We start from the raw sequence: 26,853 nt of genomic DNA on the forward strand, positions 1-26,853 counted from the left end.
CGCGCGGTCGCAGGGCGACCGCAACCCCTCACCCAGCTTCGACTAAGCGGCTACGCCGCCAAGTCTTCGCAACCCTCTCCCTCAAGGGGAGAGGGGATCAGGAAATACCCATGACCACCCTCCACCCCACCATCGCCGCGGTCACCGACCGCATCGTCGCCCGCAGCGCCACGCGCCGCGCGGCCTATCTTGACTTGATGGACCGTCAGCGCGAGGCGGGAACGAACCGCGGCAATCTGTCGTGCGGCAACCTCGCGCACGGCTTTGCCGCCTCGGGCGAGGACAAGCCCGCGATCCGGTCCGGCGCCGAAATGAACATCGGCATCGTCACCAGCTACAACGACATGCTCTCGGCGCATCAGCCCTATGGCCGCTATCCCGAGCAGATCAAATTGTTCGCACGCGAAGTGGGCGCGACGGCGCAGGTCGCGGGCGGCGTTCCCGCGATGTGCGACGGCGTGACGCAGGGGCAGGCGGGCATGGACCTGTCCTTGTTCAGCCGCGACAATATCGCGCAGGGCACCGTGATCGCGCTCAGCCATGCGATGTTCGAGAGCGCGCTGCTACTCGGCATCTGCGACAAGATCGTTCCGGGGCTGCTCATCGGCGCGCTGCGTTTCGGGCATCTGCCGCAGATTTTGATCCCCGCCGGGCCGATGCCCTCGGGCCTCGCGAACAAGGAAAAGCAGCGCGTCCGCCAGCTTTATGCTGAAGGGAAAGCCACTCGCGACGAACTGCTCGAAGCCGAGGCGGCGAGCTATCATGGCGCGGGTACCTGCACTTTCTACGGCACCGCGAACAGCAATCAGATGATGATGGAGCTGATGGGGCTGCATATTCCCGGCAGCGCCTTCACCAATCCCGGTACCAAGCTGCGGCAGGAACTGACGCGCGCCGCGACGCATCGCATCGCGCAGATCGGCTGGGACGGTGAGGATTATCGCCCGCTGTCGCGCTGCGTCGATGAGAAAGCGATCGTCAACGCGGTGATCGGCCTGCTCGCCACAGGCGGATCGACCAACCATGCGATCCATCTGCCCGCGATCGCGCGCGCGGCGGGGATTATCATCGACTGGCGGGATTTTGACGAACTCAGCCACGCGGTGCCGCTGCTGGCGCGCGTCTATCCGAACGGCGCGGGCGACGTGAACAATTTCCATGCGGCGGGCGGCATCGGCTTTGTGGTGCGCGAACTGCTCGATGCGGGTCTGCTGCATGACGACGTGTTGACCGTCGGTGGGACGATGGCCGACTATTCGGCCGAGCCCATGCTGGTCGAGGACGAACTTCACTGGCAGGCGGCGCCCGCGAAAAGCCGCGACGACGCCATCCTCCGCCCCGTCGCGACGCCTTTTTCGCCCGATGGCGGGATGCGCCTGCTCGCGGGCAATCTCGGCCGCGCGATCATCAAGACCAGCGCGGTCGCCGAGGATCGCTGGACGATCGAGGCGCCGTGCCGGATCTTCGACACCCAGGACGCGGTGCTCGCGGCGTTCAAGGCGGGCGAACTCGAACGCGATGTGATCGTCGTCGTGCGCTTTCAAGGACCGCGCGCCAACGGCATGCCCGAACTGCATAAGCTGACCCCGGCATTGGGCGTGTTGCAGGATCGCGGCTTCCGCGTTGCTCTCCTCACTGACGGCCGCATGTCCGGCGCCAGCGGCAAGGTGCCGGCGGTGATCCATTTGTCGCCCGAGGCCCTGCCGGGTCCTGACGGCATCGGTGGCCCGCTCGCTCTCCTCGCCGACGGCGACATCGTCCGCGTCTGCGCGCGCAAGGGGGAGGTGCTGGCGCTGGTCGATCCTGCCATCTGGGTCGCCCGCAGTCCTGCCGCGTCGCCACCACCAGCCGTGGGCGTCGGCCGCGAACTCTTCGCGCTGTTCCGCTTCCACGCCGACGAAGCCGAAAAGGGCGGGTCGGCCGTGTTGGCGGCGATGGAGCAGGTCCTTTAATTTCCCGTCATCCCGGCGAAGGCGGGAATCTCGACGGTGTAATATGACTCAACACAAAGATCCCGGCCTTCGCCGGGACGACGAGAAAGAGAAGCGAGTATGACCGACAAGTCCATCGACCAGATCATGCGCCTCGCCCCCGTCATCCCGGTGATCGTCATCGACCGGGTCGAGGACGCGGTGCCGATGGCGGAAGCGCTCGTCGCGGGCGGGCTGCCGGTGCTCGAAGTCACGCTGCGCACCGCCGCCGCGCTCGATGCGCTGATCGCGATGAAGGCGGTCAAGGGCGCGATCGTCGGCGCGGGCACCGTGCTCGACCCCGCGATGCTCGCCAGTGCGATCCATGCCGGCGCCGAATTCATTGTGTCGCCAGGGCTCACCGACAATCTCGGCAAGGCGGCGGTGGCGAGCGGCATTCCTTTCCTGCCCGGCACCGCGAACGCCGGCGATATCATGCGCGGGATGGACCTCGGCCTCGACCGCTTCAAATTCTTTCCCGCTGCGACCAGCGGGGGCATCCCGGCCTTGAAAGCGCTCGCGGGTCCCTTCGGCCAGGCGCGTTTCTGCCCGACCGGCGGCATCACCGCCGCGACGGCGCTCGACTGGCTCGCCCTCGACGCCGTGCTGTGCGTCGGCGGCAGCTGGGTGGTTCCGTCGGGGCCGCTCGATCCGGCGCGGATCGAGGGGCTGGCACGGGAGGCGTCGGCGCTTTCGCGCCATTGATTAACCCCATTTTACCTGTCATCGTGCAGGGATAAGCGGCAATATAGCCGTTCGTGGGGAGACAGGCGTGCCGAGACCGCAGCCGCATCTGGAAGAAGTTCTCGCGTCCGAGCCCGGGCCGCATATCGCCGCGCTGTTCGATTTCGACGGCACGATCATCTCGGGCTACTCGGCGACCGCGATGCTGCGCGAGAAATTCCAGCGCCGCGAAATGTCGGTCGAGGAAATCGCCGAAACCGCACAGATCATCGCGCAGCACAGCCTCGGCACGATCGGCTTTTCGGGGCTGATGTCGGGCGCTGCAAAGTTCATGAAGGGTGTCGACGAAGAAAGCTTCATCGAGTTCGGCGAGGAACTCTACAAGAAGCATATCGCGCGCAAAATCTATCCCGAAGCGCGCGCGATCATCGAGGCGCATCAGGCGAAGGGCCACCGCGTCGCGATCATTTCGTCGGCGACGATCTACCAGATCGAACCGACCGCGCGCGACCTTGGCATCGAACATATCAAATGCTCGGCCTATGAGATCGAGGATGGCGTGTTCACCGGCGACATCATCCGGCCTTTGTGCTTTGGCGAGGGCAAGGTGCTCGCCGCCGAGGAACTGGCCACCGAGTTCGGCCTCGATCTCGATCAGAGCTTTTTCTATTCGGACAGCGACGACGATATCGAACTGCTCGAGCGCGTCGGCAAACCGCGCCCGCTCAACCCGAACCTCAAGCTGAAAGCCATCGCCGAAGAAAAGGGCTGGCCGGTGCAGCGCTTCGGCAGCCGCGGTACCCCGTCGTGGGTCGACTATACCCGCACCATCTATGCCACCGGCTCGCTCGTCGGCGCCTTCGCCGCGGGCCTGCCGATCTGGGCGCTGACCCGTTCGCAGCGCGAGGCGGCGAATTTCTCGATCGGGCTGTTCGGCGATTTCGCGACCGCGATCACCGGCGTCGAGCTCGAGGTCGAGGACGAGAAAAATCTCTGGTCGTCGCGCCCTTGCGTTTTCATCTTCAACCACCAGAGCAAGGCGGACGTGATGATCCTCGCCAAGCTCATCCGCCGCGACATGGGCGGGGTGGGCAAGAAGGAGATCAAGGACATCCCCATCCTCGGCAAGCTGATGGAATGGGGCGGCACCGTCTTCGTCGACCGCGCCGACGGTAAGAGCGCGATCAAGGCGATGGAGCCGCTGGTCGATGCGATCCGGGTCGAGGGCAAGTCGATCTGCATCTCGCCCGAGGGTACGCGCAGCCTGACCCCGAAACTCGAACCGTTCAAGAAGGGCGCCTTCCATCTGGCGATGCAGGCGGGGGTGCCGATCGTCCCGATCGTGATCCACAATGCCACCGACGTCGCGCCCAAGAACGAGTTCGTGATGCGCCCCGCGACGGTACGCGTCACCGTGCTGCCGCCGGTCGACACGTCGGAATGGACGCCGCGGACGATAAATGGTCATGTTCGCGATGTGCGGAACATGTTCCTGCGCACGCTCGGCCAGCCCGAAGAGACGGTGGCGGAATCGGTCGCCACCGAACCCGCACCCGAGGCGCACGCGAAAAAGGCGCCGAAGAAGCCCGCCGCGAAACCCGCAGCCAAGAAAAAGCCGCCCGCGAAAAAGCCGGCGGCCCGCAAGGGAAAGACCGGCTAAGCGGTGGCCGACGGCACGCCCCGCATTCCGATCGTGGCGGAAGAGGCGGCCGACCGGCTCTATATCATCGACGCGCGCAATGGCGTCGAGCGCCGGTTGCTGCTTGACTGGATCCACGCGACCGCGGGGGACAGCGAGCCCGCCTGGACCAGCCTCGACATCGAGGATGACGATCATGCACTGCCGCTCGACATGCTGCGGGCGCGGCTCGACGGATCGCCGTCGCGCCAGGTCGTGCCGCTGCGCGTCGCCTGGCGCATCCCGGGGTTCGAGCGCGACCGTGCGCTCAAATTCCGCCACCTGATCTTCGGCGATCCGCGCCATCCCGGGCCGCTCCGCTCGCGCCTGATCCTGCTCCGCGACCGGCGGCGCGCGCAGATCCTGGTCGGCGAGGCGGCGTCGCTCGACACGCTGCGGACCCGCTATTGCGCGCAGACCGGCGGCGGCGATGGCGAGGGGACCGACAGCCCCGAATTCGCGGGCTTTGTCGCGCGGCAGGCCGCGCTCGCGCTCGATGTCGCCGAACGCGGGGTACGCGGCACGCGCTACAAGGTGCCGCGCTTCGTCGCCGACTCCTTACGCACCAATCCCAAGTTTCGCGCCGCACTTGCCGAGCTGGCCGTGACGCTTGGGCGCCCCGTCGGCGACCTCTACCGCGAGGCGCGACCGCTGATGAAGGAGGTCATCGCGCGGCCTTCGGCGCTGTTCCTCGACCTGCGCGCGCGCGTCGACCGCATGATGTTCGGCGGCTACGCGCCCGAGATGGAGGTCGACGCCGCCGAACTCGCCAAGCTGCGCTCGATCCTGCGCGAACATCCCACCGCGATCCTGTTCACCCACAAGACCTATATCGACGGCGCGACGCCCAGCCGGCTCGCCTATGAGAATGACCTGCCGATGCTGCACCTGTTCGGGGGTGCGAACCTCGACATCGCGGTGATGGGCGAATTCTACCGCCGCTCGGGCATGATCTTCGTGCGCCGCAGCTTTCAGGACCAGCCGGTCTACAAGCTGGTGCTGCGCCATTACATTGCCTGGCTGCTCGCCAAGCGCTTCCCGCTCAGCTGGGCGTTCGAGGGAACGCGTTCGCGCCTCGGCAAGCTGATGCCGCCGAAGTACGGCCTGATGAAATATGTCCTCGACGCCGCGCATGCGACGGGGACCAAGGGGGTGCATTTCGTGCCCTTCGTCACCAGCTTCGACCTGATCCTCGACGTCGAGGAATATGCCGCCGAGCAGACGGGGCGGGTGAAGAAGGCCGAAAGCCTCGGCTGGTTCGTCGGCTATATGCGCAACCTCAAGAAACCGTCGGGACGCATCCGGCTCGACATCGGTAAGCCGATCGTGATCGAGGATGCCCCGGGTCCCGAGGACAAGCGCGCGCTCGAAAAAATCGCTTTCTCGGTCGCGGTCGAGGCCAATCGCGTCACCCCGTTGACCGTGTCGTCGGTGATGTGCCTGATCCTGCTCGGTACCGCACCGCGCGGCGTCACCGCCGCGGAACTGCTCGCAACGATCGGAGCGCTCAAGGAATGGGCGCGCGCGCGCGGCATCCGGCTGAGCAAGGAACTCGAAAGCGCCGACGACCGGGCGCTGTCGAGCACCGTCGACACGCTGGTCGAGAGCGGGCTGCTGACCCGTTACGAGGCGGGCAGCGAAAATGTCTATTCGATCGACCCGGCCAAGCATCCGATGGCGAGCTATTACCGCAATATCATCGTCCATCATTTCCTCGACCGTGCGATGATCGAGATCGCGCTGTTTCAGCTCCGCGATGCCGACAGCGGCGATGCGACCGCCGCTTTCTGGGCGCATGTCGATCGCCTGCGCGACCTGTTCAAATTCGAATTCTTCTATCCGCCGCGCGACGAACATCATGCCGCGATCGCGGCCGAACTTGCACGCATCGACCCGACCTGGGCGAAGCGGCTCGCGAGCGGCGACCGCGGCGTGGCGCAGCTCATCCGCCGCTGCCAGCCGCTCGTCGGCCATGCGGTGCTGCTTTCCTTTGCCGAGGCCTATTCGGTGGTTGCCGACATATTGTCGCGCGCGCGGCCGGGCGAGGCGGTCGATGACAAGGCTATCGAGGCGGCCGCGCTGGTCGAGGGCAAGCAGGCCTGGCTGCTCCGCCGAATCAGCAGCGAGGCGGCGATCGGCAAATTGCTTTTTGCCAACGGCTTGTCGCTGATGCGCCATATGGGGCTCGCCGAACCCGCGACCCCCGGCATCCTCGCCGCGCGTCGCGCGCTGCTGATGGAACTGCGCGGGCTCGCCAACGTCATGGAATCGATGCGCCTCGCCACTCTGGCGCTCGCCGACCGATTGCCGACCACAGGAGGACAGGATGCTTAAACAGCTCAGCGCGCAGGACGCCCAGTTCCTCTACACTCAGACCGCGAACAATCTGACCCACATCATGGGCGTCTATATCTACGATCCCTCGACCGCGCCGGGCGGCTTCGTGCGCTTCAAGGACATCATTCGTCACGTCGAAAGCCGCGTCCACACCTCGCCCCTGTTCAAGCGGCGGCTGCACCGGCTGCCCTTCGACATGGACCATCCCTATTGGGTCGAGGACGAGCATTTCGACATCGAGGCGCATATGAGTCATGCGCGCCTGCCCGAGCCCGGCGACTGGCGGCAGTTCTGCATCGCGGTCGCGCGCTATTTCTCGAAGCCGATGGATATGAACCGCCCGCTGTGGGACATTTATATCATCGAGGGGCTCGACCGGATTCCGGGGATTCCCAAGGGCAGCTTCGCGATGCTCCACCGCGTCCACCATGCTGCGGTCGACGGCGCCTCGGGCGCGCACGCCTTCATCGCGATGAGCGACATCGACGCACAGGGTACGCCAGCGATTCCCGAGCCGCCGCCGTCGGAGGATCTTGGCCGGGCACCGTCGAGCGCCGAGACGCTGACCCGCGCCTGGTCGGCATCGATGCAGTCGCCGGTGAAGTTCGTGAACGCGCTGCTCAAGGTTTCGCCCGCGATCGTCGCCTCGGCGCGCAAGTCGATGGCCGAGCGCGGGATGACCGCCGGCGTTCCTGAAACGCGCTTCAATGCGCCCGTCGGCCCGCACAAGATGTTCGACGCGACCACCGTCGCGCTCGCCGATGTCGCGGCGATCCGCAAGAAGGTGCCGGGCGCGACGGTCAATGACGTCGTGCTCACCACCGTCGGCGGCGCGCTGCGCAAATATCTCGCGAAGCACAAGGAACTGCCGAAGGAGAGCCTCGTCGCCGTCGCGCCGATCAATCTGCGCGGCAAGGAAAAGGGAGCAGGGAAAGCATCGACCCCCGGCAACCAGGTGTCGGCGATGAGCGTGCCGATCCGCACCGACATCGCCGATCCGCTCGACCGGCTCGCCGCAGTGCGCGACTATACGGTCGAGGCCAAGGAGGCGAAGGCGGGGGTCAGCGCGCGGATCATGACCGACCTGTCGCAGCATATTCCGGGCGCGACGATGGCCGCAGTCGCGCGCATCCTGACCAGCGAACGCTTCGCGGTGCGCGGCACCAACCTCTTCATCTCGAACGTGCCTGGCGCGCAGGTGCCGCTCTATCTCGCGGGTGCGCAACTGGTGCAGCAGCATGGCATGGCGCCGCTCGCGAACAATATGGGGCTGTTCATCGCGACGCCGAGCTATAACGGCCGCATTGCCTTTTCGATCATCGGCGAGCGCGCGATTATGCCCGACATCGCCTTTTTCCGTGCGTGCATCGACGAAAGTTTCGCCGACCTGATGGCGGCGGAACCCAAGCCCGAAAAGCCCGCACCAACACCCAAAGCCGCTACGGCAAAGCCGAAAGTGGCGGCCAAACCCAAGGCTGCAGTGAAGCCCTCGGCCAAAAGAGGGACGAAACCCACCGCCAAGCCCGCACGGAAACCGGTTGCCAAAGGCAACGCAACCCGCAAGACTCCGAAAAAATAAACCATGTCTCGCAGGATCACTGAATGCTTTTCACCCCGACGCTCAGCGCCGACCGCGATCTCGTGACCGCGTCCGATTATATCGCCTGGACCAAGGCGGCGCGCGAGCATGACAAGAAATCGGGGATGCAGGTCTGGCGCGATGCCGACGAAAGCAAGCATTTCGATTATAAGGCGATCCGCGCGCGGCTCGAACGGCTGCGCAGCCTGTCGGCGGCGGGTGACGTCAAGGGGCTGCTCTTCGTTCTCAACGAGGGCATCCACGGCAATATCGACGGCATGGGGCACGAGCGCCTCTATTCGAAGGCGCGGTTTGGTACGAAGCGGCTGATCGAGGAGTATGTCGCAGAGGTTGTAGCGGCGCTCGACAGGATCGCGGCGTCGCGCAGCATCGGACGCGAAGAAAAACGCGACTTTTTCCGCCGCGCCCAGCATTGCTACGGCCGCTCGGCACTGTTGCTCTCAGGATCGGGAAGCTTTCTTTTCTTCCATATCGGTGTCGTGAAAGCGCTTTGGGAAGAGGGCGTGCTGCCCGCGATCATGTCCGGCGCCAGCGGCGGGTCGATCGTCGCGGCGGTCGTCTGCACCCGCAAGGATGCCGATATCGGCGCCTTCCTCGAAAGCGACCGCCTCGCCAACCCGGCGCGCGGCCCCGACACGAGGCGCCTGGCGCCCGACGAGGTCCGCGCCCGGCTCGCCGACCTGATCCCCGACCTGACCTTTCAGGAGGCCTATGAGGTCAGCGGCCGCCACCTCAACGTCTCGGTCGCGCCCGCCGAGAAGCATCAGAACGGGCGGCTGCTCAATGCGATCACCGCGCCGAACGTCCTGATCCGCGAAGCCGTACTCGCGTCCTGCGCGGTGCCCGGTGTCTTCCCGCCGGTGATGCTGATGGCGCGCGACGACAAGGGCGCGCGCGTGCCGTACCAGCCCGACCGGCGCTGGGTCGACGGGTCGGTGACGCACGACATCCCGACCAAAAGGCTCGAACGCCTGTATGGCGTCAATCATCATATCGTCAGCCAGGCGAACCCGATCGCGCTGCCCTTCGCCAGCGACACCCGCAAGCAGATGGCGCCGATCGAGGCCATCCAGCATGCGTCGATGGCGACCTTCAAGGCGTGGCTCAACGCCAATATGGTGATCTTCCAGAAACCGCTCGAGATGATCCCGCCGCTCAACAGCATCGCGAACATGGCGCGCTCGGTGATCAATCAGGAATATACCGGTGACATCAACATCATCCGCCCGCCCAAATTCTGGTCGCCGACCAAGATTTTGAGCGACCTTGCGCAGGACGATATCGACGAACTGATCGACACCGGCCAGCGCACCGCCTGGCCCAAGGTCGAAATGGTGCGCACCCAGACCGCGATCAGCCGCGCGCTCGAAGGGATTTTGGCGAAGCTCGACAAGGCGGGCGACGATGGTCCCGGCCACCGCAGCACGGCGCTGAAAAAGGCGGTGCGCTGACGATGGCCTCGGGCGCGCTCGTTCTGCCTCAAGGGTCAGCGGGCGCGGGGGCCGCGCTCTACGTTACCCACTGGCTGCCCGCCGGATTGCCCAAGGCGGTCGTGCTGCTCGCGCATGGCTACGCCGAACATGCCGGGCGCTATGAGCATGTCGCGAAGCGACTCACCGATGCGGGATATGCCGTCTATGCGGTCGACCATTGGGGCCATGGCCGGTCCGACGGGACGCCGGGCTTCGTGCCGCGCTTTACCGCGTTCACCGATGGCATGGCCGAACTGCTGACCCTCGTCGAGGTCAACCACGGCGATATGCAGCGGCTGCTGCTCGGGCACAGCATGGGCGGGCTGATCTCGACGCTGTTCCTGATCGAGCGGCAGTCGGCGTTCGTCGCCGCCGCTTTGTCGGGACCCGCGATCGTCCCCGGCGCGCCGCCGTCGCGCTTCACCGTCTGGATCAGCCGGTTCCTGTCGCGCTTTTTTCCACGGCTCGGGGTGCTGGCTTTGGATGCCAATGGCGTCAGCCGCGATCCCGCCGTTGTCGCGGCCTATCTCGCCGACCCGCTGGTCTATACCGGCAAGATCGGCGCGCGGCTGGGCAAGGAGTTCATGGACGCGATGGCTGCGGCGCAGGCCGGCGCGCCGAAAATCACGCTGCCGATCCTGCTCCAGCACGGCGAGAAGGACAGCCTGGCGTCGGTCGCGGGGTCGCAATATCTGTTCGACCATGTCGGATCGGCGGACAAGATTCTCAAAATCTATCCCGGCCTGTTCCACGAAATCTACAACGAGCCGGAACAGGGTGCGGTGCTGGACGATCTGGTGGGCTGGTTCGACGCGCATGTTCCGCCGCGTTGAGCTCACCGCAAATCGCGTTTGTGTCGAGCGTAGTCGAGACACGCGNTCTCGACTACGCTCGACACGAACGGATTGAGAGGACAGTCTTAAAGTCATGCGTATCCTCCTCATCCTGATCTTCGCGCCGCTGATCAGCCTCGCTTTGCTCTATTTCCTATTCCCCGGTCGCCTTGTCGCCTTCGCTCGCTGGGCGCTGCGCAAGCGCGGCGGCACGGTGCAGAAGAGCGTCGCGGTCGACGGCCGCGACTGGCCCTATCTCGAGGGCGGTGACCCCGCCAAACCCTTGCTGCTGCTCGTCCACGGCTTTGCTGGCGACAAGGATAATTGGTCGATGATCGCGCCTTACCTGACGCGCGACTATCATATCATCGCGCCCGACCTGCCGGGCTTCGGGCAGAACGAGCGCAACCCGCAGCTCGCCTATGACATCGCGGCGCAGACCGCGCGGCTCAAGCAATTCGCCGATGCGCTCGGCCTCGACCGTCCGCATGTCGCAGGCAACAGCATGGGCGGCTGGATCGCGCTACGCTATGCGATCGATTATCCGGACGCGCTCGCGACGCTGACCCTGCTCGACAACGCCGGGGTCAATGGCGCGAACGAAAGCGACCTCCAGAAACAGGCGGCGAACGAGGATTATAACCCGCTGATCATCGCCAATCTGGAGGATGCCGACCGGCTGGTCGCGATGGTAGTCCATAAACCGCCCTATCTACCGCCGCGGCTCAAGCCCGTCTTCTACGCCGACGCGCTCAAATATCGCGACCAGCTCGACGCCATCTTCTGGGTCATCGCGACCGAGGGCCGCGACCATCCGCTCAACGACCGGCTCGGCGAGGTCAAGGTGCCGACGCAGATCATCTGGGGCCGCCATGACCGGCTGCTCGACGTCAGCTGCGTGCCGGTGCTCGAAGCCGGGATCGCGGGGAGCGAGAGCCATATCTTCGAGCATGTCGGCCATGTCCCGATGATCGAGGACCCCAAGGCGACCGCTGCAGTGATGAAGGGCTTTCTTGCCAAGCACTGATTGAGCCGCCACTCTCCCGAAAAACAGGGAGAGGTTCATGCGGTTGAAGGTGGGGCTGCTCGGCGGGGGGAGCTGGGGCACGACGGTGGCGTCGGTGGTGTCGCGCAATGCGCCGATCACTTTATGGGCCCGCGACGCCGAAACGGTCGAGAGCATCAACAGCGCGCGCGAGAACCGCAAATATCTCCCCGGCATCACCCTGCCGTCGGCGCTCCGCGCGACGAACGACATGGCCGAGGTCGTCGCGGGTGCCGACGTCCTCATCATGGGCGTCCCCTCGCACAGCTTCCGCGGCGTGCTCGAAGAAGCCAAGGCGCATCTTCGTCCGTGGGTTCCGGTGATCAGCCTGACCAAGGGCCTCGAACTGTCGTCGGGCAAGCGCATGACCCAGCTGATCGAGGAAATTCTCCCCGGCCATCCCGTCGGCGTCCTCACCGGCCCGAACCTCGCGCGCGAGATCATGAGCGGGCAGGCGGCGGCGAGCGTCTTGTCGATGGAGGACGAGATCGTCGTGCGCGCGCTGCAGCCGGTGTTCCACTCGGGCCTGTTCCGCGTCTACACCAACACCGATCTGCTCGGCTGCGAGCTGGGCGGGGTGCTCAAGAATATCATCGCGATCGCGGTCGGCATGGGCGACGGGCTGGGGGCAGGCGACAACACCCGCTCGGCGTTGATGACGCGCGGGCTCGCCGAGATCACGCGGCTGGGCGTCGCGATGGGCGGGCGCGCCGAGACCTTCGCCGGGCTCACCGGCATGGGCGACCTGATCGCGACCTGCACCAGTCCCTTGAGCCGCAACCGCCATGTCGGGGTCGAACTCGGTAAGGGGCGCAAGATCGACGAGATCATCGCGGGCATGAACATGGTCGCCGAGGGGGTGAAGAGCGCGCCGACGGTGATCGCGCTCGCCGAAAAACACGGGCTCGCGATGCCGATCGCGCAGGATGTCTATGACGTGACGCAGGGCAAACGCGACGCGCAGGAGGTGTTTCGCGGGCTGCTGCGCTCGTCGGTCGGCGACGAAGCGCATCCCGGTTGAGGCGATTCCACCGCGAGCCGTTCCGAATCCCCGTCAAGCTGCGAAGAAAATCGCGGTCTGGCTCGTTCCTGTTCCGACCCCCGGCAACGGGGCGTGTCAATCAGGAGATGGACGATGAAAAAGTGGACCACCCTCGCCATTCTTGTGGCTCTCCCGGCCACCACCCTCGCCGCCGTGCCCTATGGGTCAAAGCCGCCGGGGTTCGAGACGCCGCACATCCGCACCGCGCCGATCGCGGGCGTCGTCAACCAATATTGGTATAATTACAAAGCCGACATCCTGGAGGCCGAAAAGGAACTGGTCAGCGACCTGCGCCATTCGACCGACCGCGAGGACCGCTGGGACGCGTGGGACGAATGGGAAACTGAAGTCGTCGATGCCGACAAGGATTATGTCAAGGAAATGCGCAAGAAGGGCTATCGCAGCGGCCGCGTGACGGTCGGCGGATAAGCTTTCGCAAGACTTCCCCAAGGGCTCGCTCTTGGGTCGCAAGGGAAGGGCGGGTGTCACATGGGGCGCCCGCCCTTTCTCATCTGGCCCTCAATAACTGCGCGGCAGCCCCAACACATGCTCGGCCACGTACGACAGGATCATGTTCGTGCTGATCGGCGCCACCTGATACAGCCGCGTTTCGCGGAATTTGCGTTCGATGTCATATTCGGCCGCGAAGCCGAAGCCGCCGTGCGTCTGGATGCAGGCCTCGCCCGCCGCCCAACTGGCCTCGGCGGCGAGCATCTTGGCCATATTCGCCTCGGCGCCGGCATTGTCGCCCGCCTCATATTTGGCGATGCCGTCATGGACGAGCAATTCGGCCGCGCGCATCTGCGCATAGGCACGCGCGATCGGGAATTGCACGCCCTGGTTCTGGCCGATCGGCCGCCCGAACAGCACGCGCTCCTTGGCGTAGCTCGATGCCTTGTCGATGAACCACTTCGCATCGCCGATGCATTCGGCGGCGATCAACAGGCGCTCGGCGTTCATGCCCGAGAGGATGTAGCGGAAGCCCTTGCCCTCCTCGCCGATCAGATTGGCGGCGGGGATGCGCATATTGTCGAAGAAGATTTCGGTCGTCGCATGGTTCATCATCGTGTCGATCGGACGGATCGACAGCGTGCCGGCGGCAAGCGCTTCCTTCATATCGACGAGGAAGACCGACAGGCCCTCGGTGCGGCTCGCGGCCTCTTCGCGCGGGGTGGTGCGCGCGAGCAGGATCATCAGGTCGCTATGCTCGGCGCGGCTGGTCCAGAGTTTCTGGCCGTTGACGACATATTCATCGCCCTCACGCTTTGCGACGGTCTTGAGGCTCAGCGTATCGGTGCCGCTCGTCGGTTCGGTGACGCCGAACGCCTGTAGCCGCAGCTCGCCCGTCGCGACGCGCGGCAAATAGCGCGCCTTCTGCTCCTCCGACCCGTGGCGCAGCACGGTGCCCATCACATACATTTGCGCGTGCACTGCGCCGCCGTTGCAACCCTGGCGCTGAATCTCCTCGAGGATCGCCGCGGCGGCCGACAGCGGCAGGCCGGCGCCGCCATATTGCTCGGGGATCAAGGCGGCGAGATAGCCCGCCTCGCCGAGCGCGGCGACGAACTCGCTCGGATAGGCGCGGACCTTGTCCTTCGCCTGCCAATAGGGGCCGGGAAACTGCGCGCAGAGCTTGGCGACCTCTTCGCGGATATCCGAATAATCCTGCATCATGCCGCCTCGAAGATCGCGGCGATGCCCTGACCGCCGCCGATGCACATCGTCTCCAGCCCATAGCGGCCGCCGCGCCGATGCAGTTCGCGCGTGAGGTTGGCGAGGATACGCCCGCCCGTGGCGCCGATCGGATGGCCGAGCGAGATGCCCGAACCATTGACGTTGAGCATCGCCATGCGGCTGTCGTCGTCGGACCAGCCCCAGCCCTTGAGCACGGCGAGCACTTGCGGCGCAAAGGCCTCGTTGAGTTCGACGAGATCGATGTCGTTCCAGCCGAGGCCATTGCGTGCGAACAGCCGCTCGACCGCCGGCACCGGGCCGATGCCCATGCGGCTGGGGTCGCAGCCCGCCGCTGCCGAGCTGTGATACCAGGCGATGGGTTCGAGCCCGAGTTCTTCGAGCTTGTCCTCGGCGACGACGAGGCAGGCGGCCGCAGCGTCATTCTGCTGGCTGGCATTGCCGGCGGTGACGACGCCGCCTTCGAGCGGGCGCAGCTTGCCGAGACTTTCGAGCGTGGCGTCGGCGCGATAGCCTTCGTCATGGGCAAAGACGACCGGATCGCCCTTCTTCTGCGGCACCGAGACGGGCACGAGTTCGTCGTCGAACAACCCCTTTTCCCATGCCGCCGCCGCGTTCTGGTGGCTGCGCACCGCATAGGCGTCGCACGCCTCGCGGCTGATGCCATAATCCTTGGCGAGGTTCTCGGCGGTCTCGATCATGCCGCTGATGACGCCGAAGCGCTCGACTGGCTGCGACATCACCCGGCCGCGCGTCAGCCGGTCGTGGAGCGTCAGATTGCCCGCGCGAACGCCCTTGCGGATGTCGGTGCTGTAATGCTCGACGTTCGACATCGATTCGACGCCGCCCGCGACGACGACGTCGGACATGCCCGTCTGCACCATCATCGCGGCATTGACGATCGCCTGCAGTCCCGATCCGCAGCGGCGGTCGAGCTGATAGCCCGGCACCTCGATCGGCAGGCCCGCGGCGAGCCACGACCAGTGACCGATGCACGGTGCCTCGCCATTACCATAGCCTTGCGAAAAGACGACGTCGTCGACGCGCGCCGGATCGATCTTGGTGCGTTCGACCAGCGCCTTCAGGATGACGGCGCCGAGGTCGCCCGCGGTCAGGCTCGACAGCGCGCCGCCGAATTTGCCGACGGGGGTACGGATGGGGGCGACGATGGCGGCGCGGCGAAGGGTCATGTCTTGGCTCCGGTTGGGATGATGTCGGTCGAAGTCTATCGGGCAAAAATTTCATCGTCACCCCGGACTTGATCCGGGGTCCCGCTATCCGATGGACGATTTGGCCTCACAAAAAAGCGAGACCCCGGGTCAAGCCCGGGGTGACGGAAAAGGGGCACCGCATATCAGGTGACACCCACGATACCGGCGTCGATCAGGCGTGCAATCTCGCCTGAGGGCAGCGACAGGCGCTCGGCCAGCACTTCTTCACTATGCGCGCCGTTGCGCGGGGCGGGGGCGGGCGGCAGGCGGTCGGCCTGCGGGATGGTCGCAAAGGCGCCCGCGGCGGGGTAGGTGAAGCCGCTGGGGTTCTCGACCGCGCCGAAGATCGGATTGTCCGCGACCAGCGCCGGGTCGTTCGCGGCGTCGAGCATCGTGCGATAGGGCGAATGGACGATCCCGCCCGCGTCGAACGCGCCGGCGAGGTCGGCATGATCGCGCGCTGCGATCGCCTTTTCGAACAAGGGATAAAGCGCATCACGATGGTCGAAGCGCAGCCCGTCGTCCTTCGCAAAGGAGACGCCACGCGCTGCCTCGATCGCGGCGACCGCGTCGCCGACATCGAGCGCGATGATCAGGTTCGCCCATTGGCGCGGGGTGACGACGACGATCATCGTCCGCTCGCCGTCGCGCGTCACGAAGTCGCGCCCGAACAGGCCATAGACGGCGTTGCCGAGCCGCGGGCGGTTCGCGCCGCCGTACATCACCTCGGCGATGCCGCCGAGATTGGCGACGGTGCCGATCGCGATGTCGGATAGCGGCAGCCGCACTTCGCCGCCTTCGCCGGTCGCGCTGCGCCGCTGGATCGCCGCCATCAGCGCGAAGGCGGCATAGGCGCCGGTCAGCAGGTCCCAGGCGGGCAAAACATGGTTGACCGGCTCGGGGCCATTGCCCGTGAGCATCGGATAGCCGACCGCATTGTTCACCGTATAGTCGAGTGCGGGCGAGCCGTCGGCCCAGCCCATCACGCGGACGGTGATCAGGTCGGGGCGGCCCTCGGCGAGCAGCTCGTGCGACAGGAAGCCGCCGACCGGGAAGTTGGTGACGAACTGGCCGGTCGCGCGGACCAGCGCCTGAAGCAACTCGCGCCCTTCGGGCCGGCCGAGGTCGAGCGCGACCGACTTTTTCGCGCGGTTGAGATTTTCCCAATAGAGGGAGTCATTATTCTCCGTCACCGGCCAGCGCCGGAAATCGGGACCGCCGCCGATCTGGTCGACACGGATCACCTCCGCCCCCATCTGCGCGAGATAGAGGCCTGCGGTCGGCGACGCGACGAAGGAGGAGGCTTCGATGACCGAGAGATTGGGGAGGAGGTTATACATGCATCACCGCTCCCCGGCGAAAGCCGGGGCCCAGAGCGTCATGGAGCCACGGCTGCCCGGTGCCGCATGGGTCCCCGCTTTCGCCGGGGAGCGGCATTAGCTCAGGCATCGGCTCGCCCGATGATCGCGATCGACGACACATTCTGGTTCGGCATGCCGCCCAGATTATGGCTGAGCGCAAACACCGGACTATCCTGCCGCTGCCGCTCGCCCGCGCGCCCCAAAATCTGCAGGTAATTTTCGTAAATCATCCGCAGCCCCGACGCGCCGATCGGGTGGCCGAAACATTTGAGCCCGCCGTCGATCTGGCACGGGATCGCGCCGTCGCTATCGTAGAAGCCGTCGAGCACGTCGCGCCAGCCCTGGCCTTCCTTCGAGATGTGCAAATCCTCCATCGTCACCAGCTCGGTGACCGAAAAACAATCGTGGACCTCGATCAGGCTCAACTGCGCGCGCGGATCGGTGATCCCCGCCTCGTCATAGGCCTTGGTCGCGGCGACGCGGGTGGTGTGGAAATAGCTGCCGTTCCAGCCCTGCGCCTGCATCTCCCACCCGTTCGAGGTCGCGAGCTGCAGCGCCTTCACCGTCACGATGTCGGTCTTGCCGAGTGCGCGGGCGATCTCGGGCGTGGTCACGATCGCGCAGGCGGCGCCGTCGCTGACCCCGCAGCAGTCGAACAGGCCGAGCGGTTCGGCGATCATCGGTGCGTTGAGCACCTGCTCCATCGTCACCGCTTTCTGCAGATGCGCCTTGGGGTTCTTTGCGCCATTGGCGTGGCTCTTGACCGACACATGCGCCATCGCGCGCTTGAGGTCGTCCTTGCCGACGCCGTGGACGCCGCGATAGGCGCTGGCGAGCTGGGCGAAATTGCCCGGTGCCGACCCGGTGATCCCGACCATGTCGTGCGTCGTGCCGCGGGTGCGGACGGGCAGCCCGCCATAGCCGGTGTCCTTCAATTTTTCGGCGCCCATCGCGAGCGCGATGTCGCACGCGCCCGACGCGACCGCATAGACCGCGCCGCGAAAGCTTTCGGTGCCGCTGGCGCAATAATTTTCGACCTTGGTCACGCCTATGTCGGGCAGGCGCAGCGCGACCGCGAGCGGGATGCCGCTCGGCCCGATATTCTGCGCGTCGAACGCGGCGCCGAGCCAGGCGGCGTCGATCTGGCTCGCCTCGATCCCGGCGTCGGCCATCGCCTCCTCATAGGCCTCGAGCATCAGCTGGTCCTCGTCCTTGTCCCAGCGCTCGCCGAACTTGGCGCAGCCCATGCCCAAAATGGCGACCTTGTCGCGAATACCCTTGGCCATTTGTCGTCTCCTATTCCCTCTCCCTCCGGGAGAGGGATGCAAAGACTTGGCAGCTTGCTGCCTAGTCGGCGCTGGATGAGGGTATTGCGACGTCGCTGCCCTCATCCAACTGCGCCTAGCCGCTTCGCGACAAGGCTGCGTATCCTTCTCCCGGCGGGAGAAGGAGCAAAATCAAAACGCCGGCGCGGCCTTCCAGAAATACCGCCGGAACCCGCGATTCTCATCAAACGCTTTGATACGGAACATCATCCGCAGGTCGGCGCCGACGTCGAGCGCATCGCTCGCAAAATCGGTGAACTCGGTCATCATGCGCCCGCCGCCGACGAAATCGATATTGCCATAATAGCTCGGCGGGTCGGGCGAGTAGGTGAGCGCGTCCGCGGTCCAGGTCATCACCTTGGCCGGCACTTCGGCGAGCGGATAATCTTCCTGCGTGCCGACCGCATGGTCGTTCGCGTTGACGCTGACCTCGCTCTTCGGGAACTGCACCGTCCCGGTCTTGGTGCAGCGCCCGCCGACGAGGCCGAGCACCGCCTTGCGGTTGCGCCACAGCGCGGTCAGCGCGGTCTTGCTGTCATGCTCGGCGCGCGCGCCGCGGTCGAGCTGGAGCAGCCCGCGATGGAAGAGATATTTGGCATAATTGGTCGATTCGATCCGCCGGGCAAGCCAGCCCGACAGGCCGAGCCGCGGCTTCACCGATCCGATCGCGCCGGTGACCTCAAACAGGATAAGGTCGCAGCCCTGGCCGAAGCTCGCGAGCAGGATGCGTTCGCCCGGCTTCGCCGTTTCGAGCGCGGCGGCGAGCATCACCAGCGCATGCGCCGCGCCGGCATGGCCGAGGCTGGCCCCGAGCGTGTCGGCGACCGCGCCCTCGCCGATGCCCGCCTTCTTCGCGAGCATCTCGGGCACGCCCTTGACCGCGACGGGGACGAGGAAATGGTCGATCGCCGCGCCGTCGCTGCCCGCCTTTTTGAGCAGCGCCGCGATCGCGGGTTGCATGATCCGCGCGAACCCTTCGTCGCGCACCCAGCGCGCTTCCCAGTCATAGTCGTGCGCTTCGCCCGCTTCGCGGAAATGGTCGACGAAATCCATCGTGACGCTGTGGCTCGCGATCAGCGTCGCGATCGGGGTGCCGGTGCCGACGAGCACCGCCGCAGCCGCGTCACCGCTCGTCATCTCGCGTTCGGACGCGGGCTTGGGCGTCGTGATTTCCGCCGCCGTGACCAGCGTGGTTTCATTTCCGCCAAGCGCGGCGAGCAGCGCCGAGGTCGCGGCACGCTGCGATCCCGCCACATCAAGCGCGCCGACCGCATCGGGCAGATTCAGTGCCTCCTTGACGATCCCCGCATTCTGCCGGTCGGCGAAGGGTAGGGTGGTCGAGGCGATGACAACGCGCTCGACCTTGGTCCGATCGATGCCGTCCAGCGCATCGCGCGCGGCCTCGAGCGCCATGGTGACGCTGTCCTCGTCCCAGTTGGCGACCGCCTTCTCACCCTTGGCGAGCCCGCGCAGGCCGCCGGCGAACCAGGAGTTGGTCGCGTGGATCGCGCTGCGCTGCAGCCGGGTGATCGGCACATAGGCGCCGAAGGACAGGATTCCGAACTCGCTCATGCCGTCTCCGCATAGCCGTTGGTGAAAACAATCTTGTCGCGCTCGACGACGCGGGCGCGGAAGGCGAGCTTGCCACCTTCCTCGTCCCAGATCGAGGTCTCGATCGTTTCGCCGGGATAGACCGGCGACGAAAAGCGGCCGTCGATGCGCTTGAGGCGCGCCGGATCATTGCCGCAGCGCGCCGCGAGCAGCGCGCGGCCAATTACGCCATAGGTGGCAAGGCCATGCAGGATCGGTCCGTCGAACCCCGCACCCGTCGCGACGTCGCTATCGATGTGCAGCGGGTTGAGGTCGCCCGACAGCCGATATATTTGCGCCTGGTTCGCCGCGGTTGTCAGCGTCACGACGCTGTCGGGCGCACGGTCGGGCACCGGGTGCGGCACCGGCGCGCCCTCGCTCGATCCGCCGAAACCGCCGTCGCCGCGCAGGAAGGTCACCGCGCGCGACGTCGCGAGATGCGTGCCCGCGCCATCGTGGATCTCGCGCGCCACCAGCGCCAGCGCGCCCTTGTCGGCGCCCTTGTCGAACAGCGCCTCGATCCGCGTCGATCCGGTAATTTCGCCCTCGACCGGCAGGGCTGCGTGCAGGATCGTCGACTGTTCGCCGTGCAGCACCTTTTGCCAGTTCGCCCCGAGCGCGGGATCGCGCCAGATGAAGCCCGGATAGCCGAGCGTCACCGCCATCGTCGGCAGCGCCTTCAGCCGTTCCTCGAACAGGAAGTCGAGTTCGCTCGCCCCGACGCCGAGCGCGTAGAGGATCGTGTCGCGCTTGGTCAGCGTCTGCCGCGTGACGATCGGCGGCATCGACAGCAGCTTGTCGGGGTCGATCGCCATCAGATCGGGTCGTAGCCGAACACATCCCCCGAGCGTTCGGCCGGATCGGCGAAGCTGCCGCGGAACGCCGGCAGCATTTCGTCGGCGATCGCCTGCGGCGTCCAGCCCTCATTCTTCTGCATCGAGCGGATCGGACGCGGTTTCGAGAAGAGGAAAATCTCGTTCTTGCGCACCCCGAACACTTGGTTCGACACCTCCTGCGACGCGTCGCTCGCGAGGAAGGCGACGAGCGGCGCGATCTTGTCGGCGGTCATCGTCTTCATCCGCTCGATACGCAGCGCCTCGGCCTCGTTGGTCGCGGGGATCGTCGCGATCAGCCGGCTCCACGCGAAGGGCGCGATGCAGTTCGAGCGCACCCCGGCGCGCGCCATGTCGAGCGCGATCGATTGCGACAGCCCGACGATGCCCAGCTTCGCCGCCGAATAATTGGCCTGGCCGAAATTGCCGATCAGCCCGCTGGTCGAGGTGAAGTGGATGAAACTGCCCGACCCCTGGTCGCGAAAATAGGGCGTCGCCGCCTTCGACACGTTGAAACAGCCGTTGAGGTGGACGTCGATGACGGCGTTCCAATCCTCGTGGCTCATCTTGTGCCAGATGCGGTCGCGCAGGATGCCGGCGTTGTTGACCACCGCGTCGATGCGGCCGAACGCCTGCACCGCATCCTCGATGATGCTCGCGGCGCCCTTGGGGTCCGAGACGCTGGCGCCGTTGGCCAGCGCCTTGCCGCCGGCGGCCTTGATGTCGTTGACGGTTTCCTGCGCGGGGCTCAGGTCGGCGCCTTCGCCCTCGGCGCTGCCGCCGAGGTCGTTGACGACGACCGATGCGCCTTCCTTGGCGCAGAGCAGCGCGATTTCGCGCCCGACGCCGCGTCCCGCGCCCGTCACCGCGACCACCTTGCCGTCCAGCATACCCATGCGACTCTCCCTTGATTGGCTGAGGATCGGCTAGTTGAGCTTTCCGGAATATTCAATATAAAGAATAGTGATTTCATATTTGTGAAAAGAGGCGCGTGTGGCAGGTGAAGTTCGGTCGGTGTCTCAGGCGTTCGCGGTGCTGCGGCTGCTCGCCGACAGCGATCCGCTCACGCTGTCGGACATCGGCCGCTCGCTCGGACTCGGCGCCTCCTCCTGTTTCAACCTGCTCGGGACATTGGTCGCCGAAGGTGCTGTGGTGCGCGACCAGCCGGGCAAGCGTTATCGCCTGTCCGACGGCTGGGCGCGTGCGGGACTGCTCCGCGACGGCGACGCGCGGCGGATGATCGACCGGCTGCGCCCGCTGATGGCGCGCTTCGCGCAGGCGCATGAAGTGACCACCGGCCTGTGGCAGGTCGCGTCGCGCGACCGGCTGCAGCTCGTCGCGCATGCCGAGAGCAGGGCGGTGCTGCGCATCCACCTCGCGCAGGGCCAGCGCCAGCCGCTCGGCGGCGGCGCCGTCGGGCGCGCGATCGCGGCGGCGCAGGCGCCGGGCGACGAGGAGGTCGCACGGCGCTTTGCCGCGGTGCGCTGGGAAAAGGCGATCGCCTTCGCCGACTATGCCGAACAGGTGCGGATCGCCGGGCGCGCCGGCTTCGCGGTCGACGACGGCTATACCCATATCGGCATCTGCACGCTCGCGGCGGTCATCCCGCAGCGCGGCGCCGAATATTGCCTGTCGGCGAGCTGCTTCGCGGGGGTCCGAAAATCGGCCGACCTGACCGCGCTGGGTAGGGCGCTGGTCGATCTGGCGGACTCGGCGGTCGCCTAGACCCCGGCCTCGGCGAGCAGCGCCTTCGCCTCGGCACCCTGCCAGTCGATGGCGCCGATGATGCGCCAGACCTCGCGCCCCTCGGCATCGTAAAGGATCGTCGTCGGCAGCGCGCTGTTATAGGCGAGGAGCAGGCCGTTTTCGGGATCGATATAGGGCTGGAGCGTCGTCAGTCCCGCGGTCTGGAACCACGGATCGACCACCTTGGCGCCCTGCAGATCCTGTGCGACCGCGATCACCGAGAGCTTGTCGGCCTGCGCGGCGGCGAGCTTGTCGAGCGTCGGCATTTCGGCGACGCACGGCGCGCACCAGGTCGCCCACAGATTGACGAGCAACGGCTTGCCGCGGAACGCCGCGAGCGTCGTCGGCGCATCGTCCGGGCCGGCGAAGGTCGCGGCGGGGGCGGCCTTGCCCTTGTTCTCGCGCATCACCTGGTGGACGAAGCGTTCGACGCCCGCACCCTTCGCTTGCGCGCCCGAAACATTTGCTTGGCCCGCTCCCGCTTGCTCCCCCGCAGCCTTTTCCCTATCGCAGCCCGCGATCGATCCGGCCAGAAACACGGCGAGGATTGCAGGGACAAGGCTTGGGACGCGGCGGATGGCGGAATCTCCGAACAGCAACAGCATGTGGGGCGGCCGCTTCGGTGCCGGTCCCGCGGCGATCATGCAAGAGATAAACGCGTCGATCCCCGTCGATAAGCGCCTGTGGGAAGAAGATATCGCCGCGAGCCGCGCGCATGCGGCGATGATCGGCGCGGCCGGGATCATCGCGGCCGACGATGCGGCGAAGATCGACGCCGGCCTCGCGCAGATCGCGGAGGAGTTCGCGGTGAACGGCGTGCCCGTCGACCTCGCGCTCGAAGATATTCACATGACCGTCGAATCGCGGCTGAAGGAGATCGTCGGCGAGGCCGCCGGGCGGCTCCATACCGCGCGTTCGCGCAACGATCAGGTCGCGACCGACTTCCGCCTTTGGACGCGCACCGCCTGCGCGCGCATCGACGACGGGTTGAAGGCGATCCAGACCGCGCTCCTCGCACGCGCCGACGAACATGCCGCCAGCATCATGCCGGGCTTCACCCACCTGCAGGTCGCGCAGCCGGTGACGCTCGGCCATCATCTGCTCGCCTATGTCGAGATGTTCGGTCGCGACCGTTCGCGCTTCGCCGATGCGGCGAAGCGGCTCAACGAATCGCCGCTTGGCGCCGCCGCGCTTGCGGGCACCAGCTTCCCGCTCGATCGCGCTGCGACCGCCGCTGCGCTCGGTTTCGACCGCCCGATGGCGAACAGCATCGACGCGGTGTCCGACCGTGACTTCGCACTGGAGTTTTGCGCCTCGGCCTCGATCGCCGCGATCCACCTGTCGCGGCTCGCCGAGGAAATCGTCATCTGGGCGAGCCAACCCTTCGGATTCATCAGCCTGCCCGACGCTTGGTCGACCGGCAGCTCGATCATGCCGCAAAAGCGCAACCCCGATGCCGCCGAACTGGTGCGCGGGCGGGCCGGCTTGCTGCTCGGGGCGTTCCAGCGCCTCGCCGTGATCGTGAAGGGCCTGCCGCTCACCTATTCGAAGGATCTGCAGGACGACAAGGAAACCGTCTTCGGCGCCTTCGACGCGCTCGCGCTGTCGCTCGCGGCGATGACCGGCATGGTCGAGACCCTGACCTTCCGCACCGACCGCATGCGCGCGCTCGCGGCGTCGGGCTTCTCGACCGCGACCGACCTCGCCGACTGGCTGGTGCGCGAGGCGGGGGTGCCGTTCCGCGAGGCGCATCATATCGTCGGCGCCTGCGTGAAACGATCCGAGGAACTCGGCGTTGAGCTGTCGGCGCTGCCCGCCGAAGACGCCGCCGCCATCCATGCCGCGGTGACGCCCGCGGCGCTGGCGGCGCTGACCGTCGAGGCATCGGTCGCCAGCCGCACCAGCTATGGCGGCACGGCGCCCGAACGGGTAAGGCAGGCCATCGCAGCGGCGCGCGCCGCGCTGGAGGATTAGGATATGGCAACGGCGAAAGCCCTCGCTCTGCTCGCGGCCGGTGCCGTTTGCGTCGCGGCGCTCGGCGCCTGCGGCAAGCAGGCGGACCTGAAGCCCGTCGCTGGCCAAGCCCCGCCGCCGCTGCCCGTCGGTGCCAAGAAACAACCAACCACGGAGGAACTCACGACGCCTGACGCGCAGGCCCGGCCCGCGCGCAGCGACGAACTTCTCAAACGGTCGGAACAGCGCGAACCCGACGATTTTGATTTGCCCCCTCCGGGCTGAGTTTCAGGACTTTCTCCAATGAACCATTTTGACCTTCGTGACGGCGTGATGCACGCCGAAGATATTCCGCTGCCGCGCATTGCCGAGGAAATCGGCACCCCCGTCTATGTCTATTCGCGCGCCACGCTGGAGCGCCATGCGCAGGCGTTTCGTGACGGGCTGAAGGATGTGCCCAGGAAGCACCTCGCCTTCGCGATCAAGTGCAATCCCAACCTCGGTGTGCTGCGCGTGCTCGCACGGCAGGGCTATGGCGCCGACGTCGTGTCGGGCGGCGAACTCGAACGCGCGCTCGCGGCGGGCATGGCGGCGGAGGACATCGTCTTCTCGGGCGTCGGCAAGACGCGCGCCGAGCTGGCGCAGGGACTCGATCGCGGCATCGGCCAGTTCAACATCGAACATGAGCCCGAGGGCGTCGCGCTCGCCGAAATCGCGCTCGCCAAGGAAATGACCGCGCCGGCGGTGCTGCGCGTCAATCCGGATGTCGATGCGGGCACCCATGCCAAGATTTCGACCGGCAAGGCCGAGAACAAGTTCGGCGTCGGCATCGACGTCGCCCCCGAAATCTTCGCGCGGCTGTCGGCGCTGCCGGGGCTCAACATGCGCGGGATCGCCGTCCATATCGGTAGCCAGCTGACCAGCCTCGACCCGCTCGAAGCCGCCTTCGAACGCGTCGGCCAGCTCGTCGCCGAACTGCGCGCCGCCGGCCACAGCATCACCCATGTCGACCTCGGCGGCGGTCTCGGCGTGCCGTACAAGGCCGACGACAACCCGCCGAGCCCCGCCGAATATGGCGCGATGGTCGCGCGCGTGACCCGCGACTGGGACGTCACGCTGATGTTCGAACCCGGCCGGGTGATCGCGGGCAACACCGGGGTGCTGCTGACCGAGGTGCTGTGGGTCAAGCCCGGCGCGGCCCATCCCTTCGTGATCGTCGATGCCGCGATGAACGATCTCGCGCGCCCCGCGCTCTATGATGCTTACCATGACTTCGTCGCGGTGAAGCCGTCGGGCGAAAGGATGACCGCGTCGATCGTCGGACCGGTGTGCGAGACCGGCGACACCTTCGCACGCGACCGCGAGACCGACAAGGTCGAGCCGGGCGACCTCGCGGTCTTCCGTACCGCGGGTGCCTATGGCGCGACGATGGCGTCGACGTACAACAGCCGCAGCCTCGTTCCCGAAGTGCTCGTCGACGGCGACCGCTACGCCGTCGTCGCCGACCGTATCACCGCGGGCACGATCATGGCCGCCGAACGCGTGCCCGACTGGATCGACTGAGGCCGTGAAGCAGCTTCCCATCTTCCTAAACCTGTCCGGCCGCACGGTCGTGCTGGTCGGGGAAGGGGAGGCTGCCGATGCCAAGGCGCGGTTGATTGTCCGCGCGGGCGGGCGGATCGTGCCGGTGTGGGAGGCCGGCGCGACGATCGCTTTCGTCGCGCTCGCCGACGATGCCGAAGCCCGCGTCGCCGCCGAAACGCTGCGCGCGCGCGGCCTGCTCGTCAATGTCGTCGACCGCCCCGATCTGTGTGATTTCACCACCCCCGCGATCGTCGATCGCGCGCCCGTGACGATCGCGATCGGGACGGGCGGCGCGTCGGCGGGGCTCGCGAAGGCGGTACGCCAGCGGATCGAGGCCCTGTTGCCTGCCAGGCTCGGTGCGCTCGCATCGGCACTTTTCGCTGCCCGCGACGCGATGAAGGCCCGCTGGCCCGCCGCCGCCGACCGCCGCCGCGCGATCGACGCGGCGCTGGCGCAGGGCGGTGTGCTCGATCCGCTCGCGGCCGATGCGGTGGACGGGGTCGAAACCTGGCTCGCCAGTGACGTCGCGTCCACGCCAAGCCGCTTCGAAACCATCCACCTGACCGGCTCCGACCCCGACGACCTCACGCTGCGCGCGGCGCGGCTGCTGGGCGAGGCGGATCATATCTTCCATCCGGCGGACGCACCCGTCGCAATCCTCGCCCGCGCCCGTGCCGATGCGGTGCGGCATATTGCCGATACGCCGCCCACCGAGCCGCCATCGGGGCTGTCGCTTTGGATTGAAAGCCAGGCAACCTGGACGGTTACAAGCGACCCGCAGACGGCGTGATATCCTCCCTGCGGCGAAGCCGTGGGGAGGGGGGCCGCCGCGAAGCGGTGGTGGAGGGGCCGCGGCTTGGCACCGCCGCCTGCCGGCGTCGGCCTCTCCGTCAGCGC

23 protein-coding genes are annotated in these 26,853 nt (G+C 66.6%); 15 read left to right on the forward strand and 8 right to left on the reverse strand.

All coding sequences use genetic code 11. The annotated features are described in order from the left end of the window. The first annotated feature begins 110 nt into the window (after positions 1-110). The 10 genes from edd to ASD67_RS08930 all read left to right on the forward strand — a co-directional run bounded on the left by edd (position 111) and on the right by ASD67_RS08930 (position 13,090). Positions 111-1,952 (forward strand): phosphogluconate dehydratase, encoded by a 1,842-nt coding sequence (edd, locus tag ASD67_RS08885; RefSeq protein ID WP_056346068.1) that lies wholly within the window; start codon positions 111-113, stop codon positions 1,950-1,952. Positions 1,953-2,051: 99 nt separating this feature from the next. Beyond that, entirely contained in the window at positions 2,052-2,675 is a 624-nt protein-coding gene (gene eda, locus ASD67_RS08890; RefSeq protein WP_056346069.1) for a bifunctional 4-hydroxy-2-oxoglutarate aldolase/2-dehydro-3-deoxy-phosphogluconate aldolase, read from the forward strand. Positions 2,676-2,742: 67 nt separating this feature from the next. Continuing rightward, positions 2,743-4,314: an HAD-IB family hydrolase gene (locus ASD67_RS08895; protein ID WP_056346071.1), complete on the forward strand. Its 1,572-nt coding sequence runs from the start codon at positions 2,743-2,745 to the stop codon at positions 4,312-4,314. 3 nt (positions 4,315-4,317) lie between these two features. Further along, a complete protein-coding gene (locus ASD67_RS08900) occupies positions 4,318-6,666 on the forward strand; it encodes a glycerol-3-phosphate 1-O-acyltransferase (RefSeq protein ID WP_056346073.1) in 2,349 nt (782 codons plus the stop codon). Beyond that, on the forward strand, positions 6,659-8,248 hold the full coding sequence (locus ASD67_RS08905) for a wax ester/triacylglycerol synthase family O-acyltransferase (protein WP_056346075.1): 1,590 nt from the start codon (positions 6,659-6,661) through the stop codon (positions 8,246-8,248). Before ASD67_RS08900 ends, ASD67_RS08905 begins: the two co-directional genes overlap by 8 nt. 23 nt (positions 8,249-8,271) lie before the next feature. Continuing rightward, positions 8,272-9,720, forward strand: coding sequence for a DUF3336 domain-containing protein (locus ASD67_RS08910; RefSeq protein WP_056346077.1), 1,449 nt, complete (start codon positions 8,272-8,274; stop codon positions 9,718-9,720). 2 nt (positions 9,721-9,722) lie between these two features. Further along, positions 9,723-10,574 carry an alpha/beta hydrolase gene (locus ASD67_RS08915; RefSeq protein WP_056346078.1) on the forward strand — a complete coding sequence of 284 codons (852 nt, stop codon included), beginning with the start codon at positions 9,723-9,725 and terminating at the stop codon, positions 10,572-10,574. A 94-nt stretch (positions 10,575-10,668) separates the two neighbouring features. After that, positions 10,669-11,601 (forward strand): alpha/beta fold hydrolase, encoded by a 933-nt coding sequence (locus ASD67_RS08920; RefSeq protein ID WP_056346080.1) that lies wholly within the window; start codon positions 10,669-10,671, stop codon positions 11,599-11,601. A 37-nt stretch (positions 11,602-11,638) separates the two neighbouring features. Continuing rightward, positions 11,639-12,640 carry an NAD(P)H-dependent glycerol-3-phosphate dehydrogenase gene (locus ASD67_RS08925; protein ID WP_056346082.1) on the forward strand — a complete coding sequence of 334 codons (1,002 nt, stop codon included), beginning with the start codon at positions 11,639-11,641 and terminating at the stop codon, positions 12,638-12,640. Between the two features lie 114 nt (positions 12,641-12,754). Further along, on the forward strand, positions 12,755-13,090 hold the full coding sequence (locus ASD67_RS08930) for a hypothetical protein (RefSeq protein ID WP_056346084.1): 336 nt from the start codon (positions 12,755-12,757) through the stop codon (positions 13,088-13,090). A gap of 90 nt (positions 13,091-13,180) precedes the next feature. Here the strand turns inward: ASD67_RS08930 and ASD67_RS08935 are convergent, their stop codons facing one another. From ASD67_RS08935 to ASD67_RS08965, 7 genes are all read right to left on the reverse strand, one after another. Then, positions 13,181-14,332, reverse strand: a complete 1,152-nt coding sequence (locus ASD67_RS08935) for an acyl-CoA dehydrogenase family protein (RefSeq protein ID WP_200937995.1) — start codon at positions 14,330-14,332, stop codon at positions 13,181-13,183. Then, the gene (locus ASD67_RS08940) at positions 14,332-15,543 is read right to left on the reverse strand and encodes an acetyl-CoA C-acetyltransferase (protein WP_056346088.1); all 1,212 of its coding nucleotides are present in this window, start codon (positions 15,541-15,543) and stop codon (positions 14,332-14,334) included. Before ASD67_RS08940 ends, ASD67_RS08935 begins: the two co-directional genes overlap by 1 nt. A gap of 164 nt (positions 15,544-15,707) precedes the next feature. Further along, positions 15,708-16,904 carry a CoA transferase gene (locus tag ASD67_RS08945; RefSeq protein ID WP_056346091.1) on the reverse strand — a complete coding sequence of 399 codons (1,197 nt, stop codon included), beginning with the start codon at positions 16,902-16,904 and terminating at the stop codon, positions 15,708-15,710. Positions 16,905-17,005: 101 nt separating this feature from the next. Further along, on the reverse strand, positions 17,006-18,211 hold the full coding sequence (locus ASD67_RS08950) for an acetyl-CoA acetyltransferase (protein ID WP_056346092.1): 1,206 nt from the start codon (positions 18,209-18,211) through the stop codon (positions 17,006-17,008). Between the two features lie 171 nt (positions 18,212-18,382). Beyond that, entirely contained in the window at positions 18,383-19,822 is a 1,440-nt protein-coding gene (locus ASD67_RS08955; RefSeq protein WP_056346095.1) for a 3-oxoacyl-[acyl-carrier-protein] synthase III C-terminal domain-containing protein, read from the reverse strand. Further along, positions 19,819-20,655 (reverse strand): MaoC family dehydratase, encoded by an 837-nt coding sequence (locus tag ASD67_RS08960; protein ID WP_056346097.1) that lies wholly within the window; start codon positions 20,653-20,655, stop codon positions 19,819-19,821. Before ASD67_RS08960 ends, ASD67_RS08955 begins: the two co-directional genes overlap by 4 nt. Beyond that, complete coding sequence (locus tag ASD67_RS08965; RefSeq protein ID WP_056346099.1) at positions 20,655-21,569, reverse strand: SDR family NAD(P)-dependent oxidoreductase; 915 nt, start codon at positions 21,567-21,569, stop codon at positions 20,655-20,657. Before ASD67_RS08965 ends, ASD67_RS08960 begins: the two co-directional genes overlap by 1 nt. Positions 21,570-21,687: 118 nt before the next feature. Between ASD67_RS08965 and ASD67_RS08970 the strand changes: the two genes are divergently transcribed. Next, a complete protein-coding gene (locus ASD67_RS08970) occupies positions 21,688-22,398 on the forward strand; it encodes an IclR family transcriptional regulator (RefSeq protein WP_056346101.1) in 711 nt (236 codons plus the stop codon). On the opposite strand, the gene ASD67_RS08975 is transcribed toward ASD67_RS08970, so the two are convergent. After that, positions 22,395-22,826 (reverse strand): TlpA family protein disulfide reductase, encoded by a 432-nt coding sequence (locus ASD67_RS08975; RefSeq protein WP_235535657.1) that lies wholly within the window; start codon positions 22,824-22,826, stop codon positions 22,395-22,397. The two genes, ASD67_RS08970 and ASD67_RS08975, sit on opposite strands and share 4 nt — an antisense overlap. Positions 22,827-23,022: 196 nt before the next feature. Here ASD67_RS08975 and argH point away from each other — a divergent pair, with 196 nt between their 5' ends. Genes argH through ASD67_RS08995 form a run of 4 tightly spaced genes read left to right on the forward strand, consistent with a single transcriptional unit; the run spans position 23,023 to position 26,746 of the window. Further along, a complete protein-coding gene (gene argH, locus ASD67_RS08980; RefSeq protein WP_056346105.1) occupies positions 23,023-24,393 on the forward strand; it encodes an argininosuccinate lyase in 1,371 nt (456 codons plus the stop codon). Between the two features lie 3 nt (positions 24,394-24,396). Then, a complete protein-coding gene (locus tag ASD67_RS08985; RefSeq protein WP_187140638.1) occupies positions 24,397-24,657 on the forward strand; it encodes a hypothetical protein in 261 nt (86 codons plus the stop codon). A gap of 18 nt (positions 24,658-24,675) precedes the next feature. Beyond that, a complete protein-coding gene (gene lysA / locus ASD67_RS08990; RefSeq protein WP_056346107.1) occupies positions 24,676-25,935 on the forward strand; it encodes a diaminopimelate decarboxylase in 1,260 nt (419 codons plus the stop codon). A gap of 4 nt (positions 25,936-25,939) precedes the next feature. Beyond that, positions 25,940-26,746: a precorrin-2 dehydrogenase/sirohydrochlorin ferrochelatase family protein gene (locus tag ASD67_RS08995; RefSeq protein WP_056346109.1), complete on the forward strand. Its 807-nt coding sequence runs from the start codon at positions 25,940-25,942 to the stop codon at positions 26,744-26,746. The last annotated feature ends 107 nt before the right edge of the window (positions 26,747-26,853 follow it).

Origin of the sequence: Sphingopyxis sp. Root1497, from assembly GCF_001427085.1 — a bacterium.
Taxonomy (GTDB): domain Bacteria; phylum Pseudomonadota; class Alphaproteobacteria; order Sphingomonadales; family Sphingomonadaceae; genus Sphingopyxis.

Excerpts from the sequence above, each read along its gene's own strand:
- ASD67_RS08920 (WP_056346080.1), top strand. The coding sequence starts at position 10,669 with ATGCGTATCCTCCTCATCCTGATCTTCGCGCCGCTGATCAGCCTCGCT.
- argH (WP_056346105.1), top strand. The coding sequence starts at position 23,023 with ATGTGGGGCGGCCGCTTCGGTGCCGGTCCCGCGGCGATCATGCAAGAG.
- ASD67_RS08925 (WP_056346082.1), top strand. The coding sequence starts at position 11,639 with ATGCGGTTGAAGGTGGGGCTGCTCGGCGGGGGGAGCTGGGGCACGACG.
- ASD67_RS08975 (WP_235535657.1), bottom strand. The coding sequence starts at position 22,826 with ATGCGCGAGAACAAGGGCAAGGCCGCCCCCGCCGCGACCTTCGCCGGC.
- ASD67_RS08960 (WP_056346097.1), bottom strand. The coding sequence starts at position 20,655 with ATGGCGATCGACCCCGACAAGCTGCTGTCGATGCCGCCGATCGTCACG.
- ASD67_RS08985 (WP_187140638.1), top strand. The coding sequence starts at position 24,397 with ATGGCAACGGCGAAAGCCCTCGCTCTGCTCGCGGCCGGTGCCGTTTGC.
- ASD67_RS08910 (WP_056346077.1), top strand. The coding sequence starts at position 8,272 with ATGCTTTTCACCCCGACGCTCAGCGCCGACCGCGATCTCGTGACCGCG.
- ASD67_RS08930 (WP_056346084.1), top strand. The coding sequence starts at position 12,755 with ATGAAAAAGTGGACCACCCTCGCCATTCTTGTGGCTCTCCCGGCCACC.
- ASD67_RS08940 (WP_056346088.1), bottom strand. The coding sequence starts at position 15,543 with ATGACCCTTCGCCGCGCCGCCATCGTCGCCCCCATCCGTACCCCCGTC.
- ASD67_RS08905 (WP_056346075.1), top strand. The coding sequence starts at position 6,659 with ATGCTTAAACAGCTCAGCGCGCAGGACGCCCAGTTCCTCTACACTCAG.
- ASD67_RS08945 (WP_056346091.1), bottom strand. The coding sequence starts at position 16,904 with ATGTATAACCTCCTCCCCAATCTCTCGGTCATCGAAGCCTCCTCCTTC.
- ASD67_RS08915 (WP_056346078.1), top strand. The coding sequence starts at position 9,723 with ATGGCCTCGGGCGCGCTCGTTCTGCCTCAAGGGTCAGCGGGCGCGGGG.
- ASD67_RS08965 (WP_056346099.1), bottom strand. The coding sequence starts at position 21,569 with ATGGGTATGCTGGACGGCAAGGTGGTCGCGGTGACGGGCGCGGGACGC.
- ASD67_RS08935 (WP_200937995.1), bottom strand. The coding sequence starts at position 14,332 with ATGCAGGATTATTCGGATATCCGCGAAGAGGTCGCCAAGCTCTGCGCG.
- lysA (WP_056346107.1), top strand. The coding sequence starts at position 24,676 with ATGAACCATTTTGACCTTCGTGACGGCGTGATGCACGCCGAAGATATT.
- ASD67_RS08950 (WP_056346092.1), bottom strand. The coding sequence starts at position 18,211 with ATGGCCAAGGGTATTCGCGACAAGGTCGCCATTTTGGGCATGGGCTGC.
- ASD67_RS08955 (WP_056346095.1), bottom strand. The coding sequence starts at position 19,822 with ATGAGCGAGTTCGGAATCCTGTCCTTCGGCGCCTATGTGCCGATCACC.
- edd (WP_056346068.1), top strand. The coding sequence starts at position 111 with ATGACCACCCTCCACCCCACCATCGCCGCGGTCACCGACCGCATCGTC.
- eda (WP_056346069.1), top strand. The coding sequence starts at position 2,052 with ATGACCGACAAGTCCATCGACCAGATCATGCGCCTCGCCCCCGTCATC.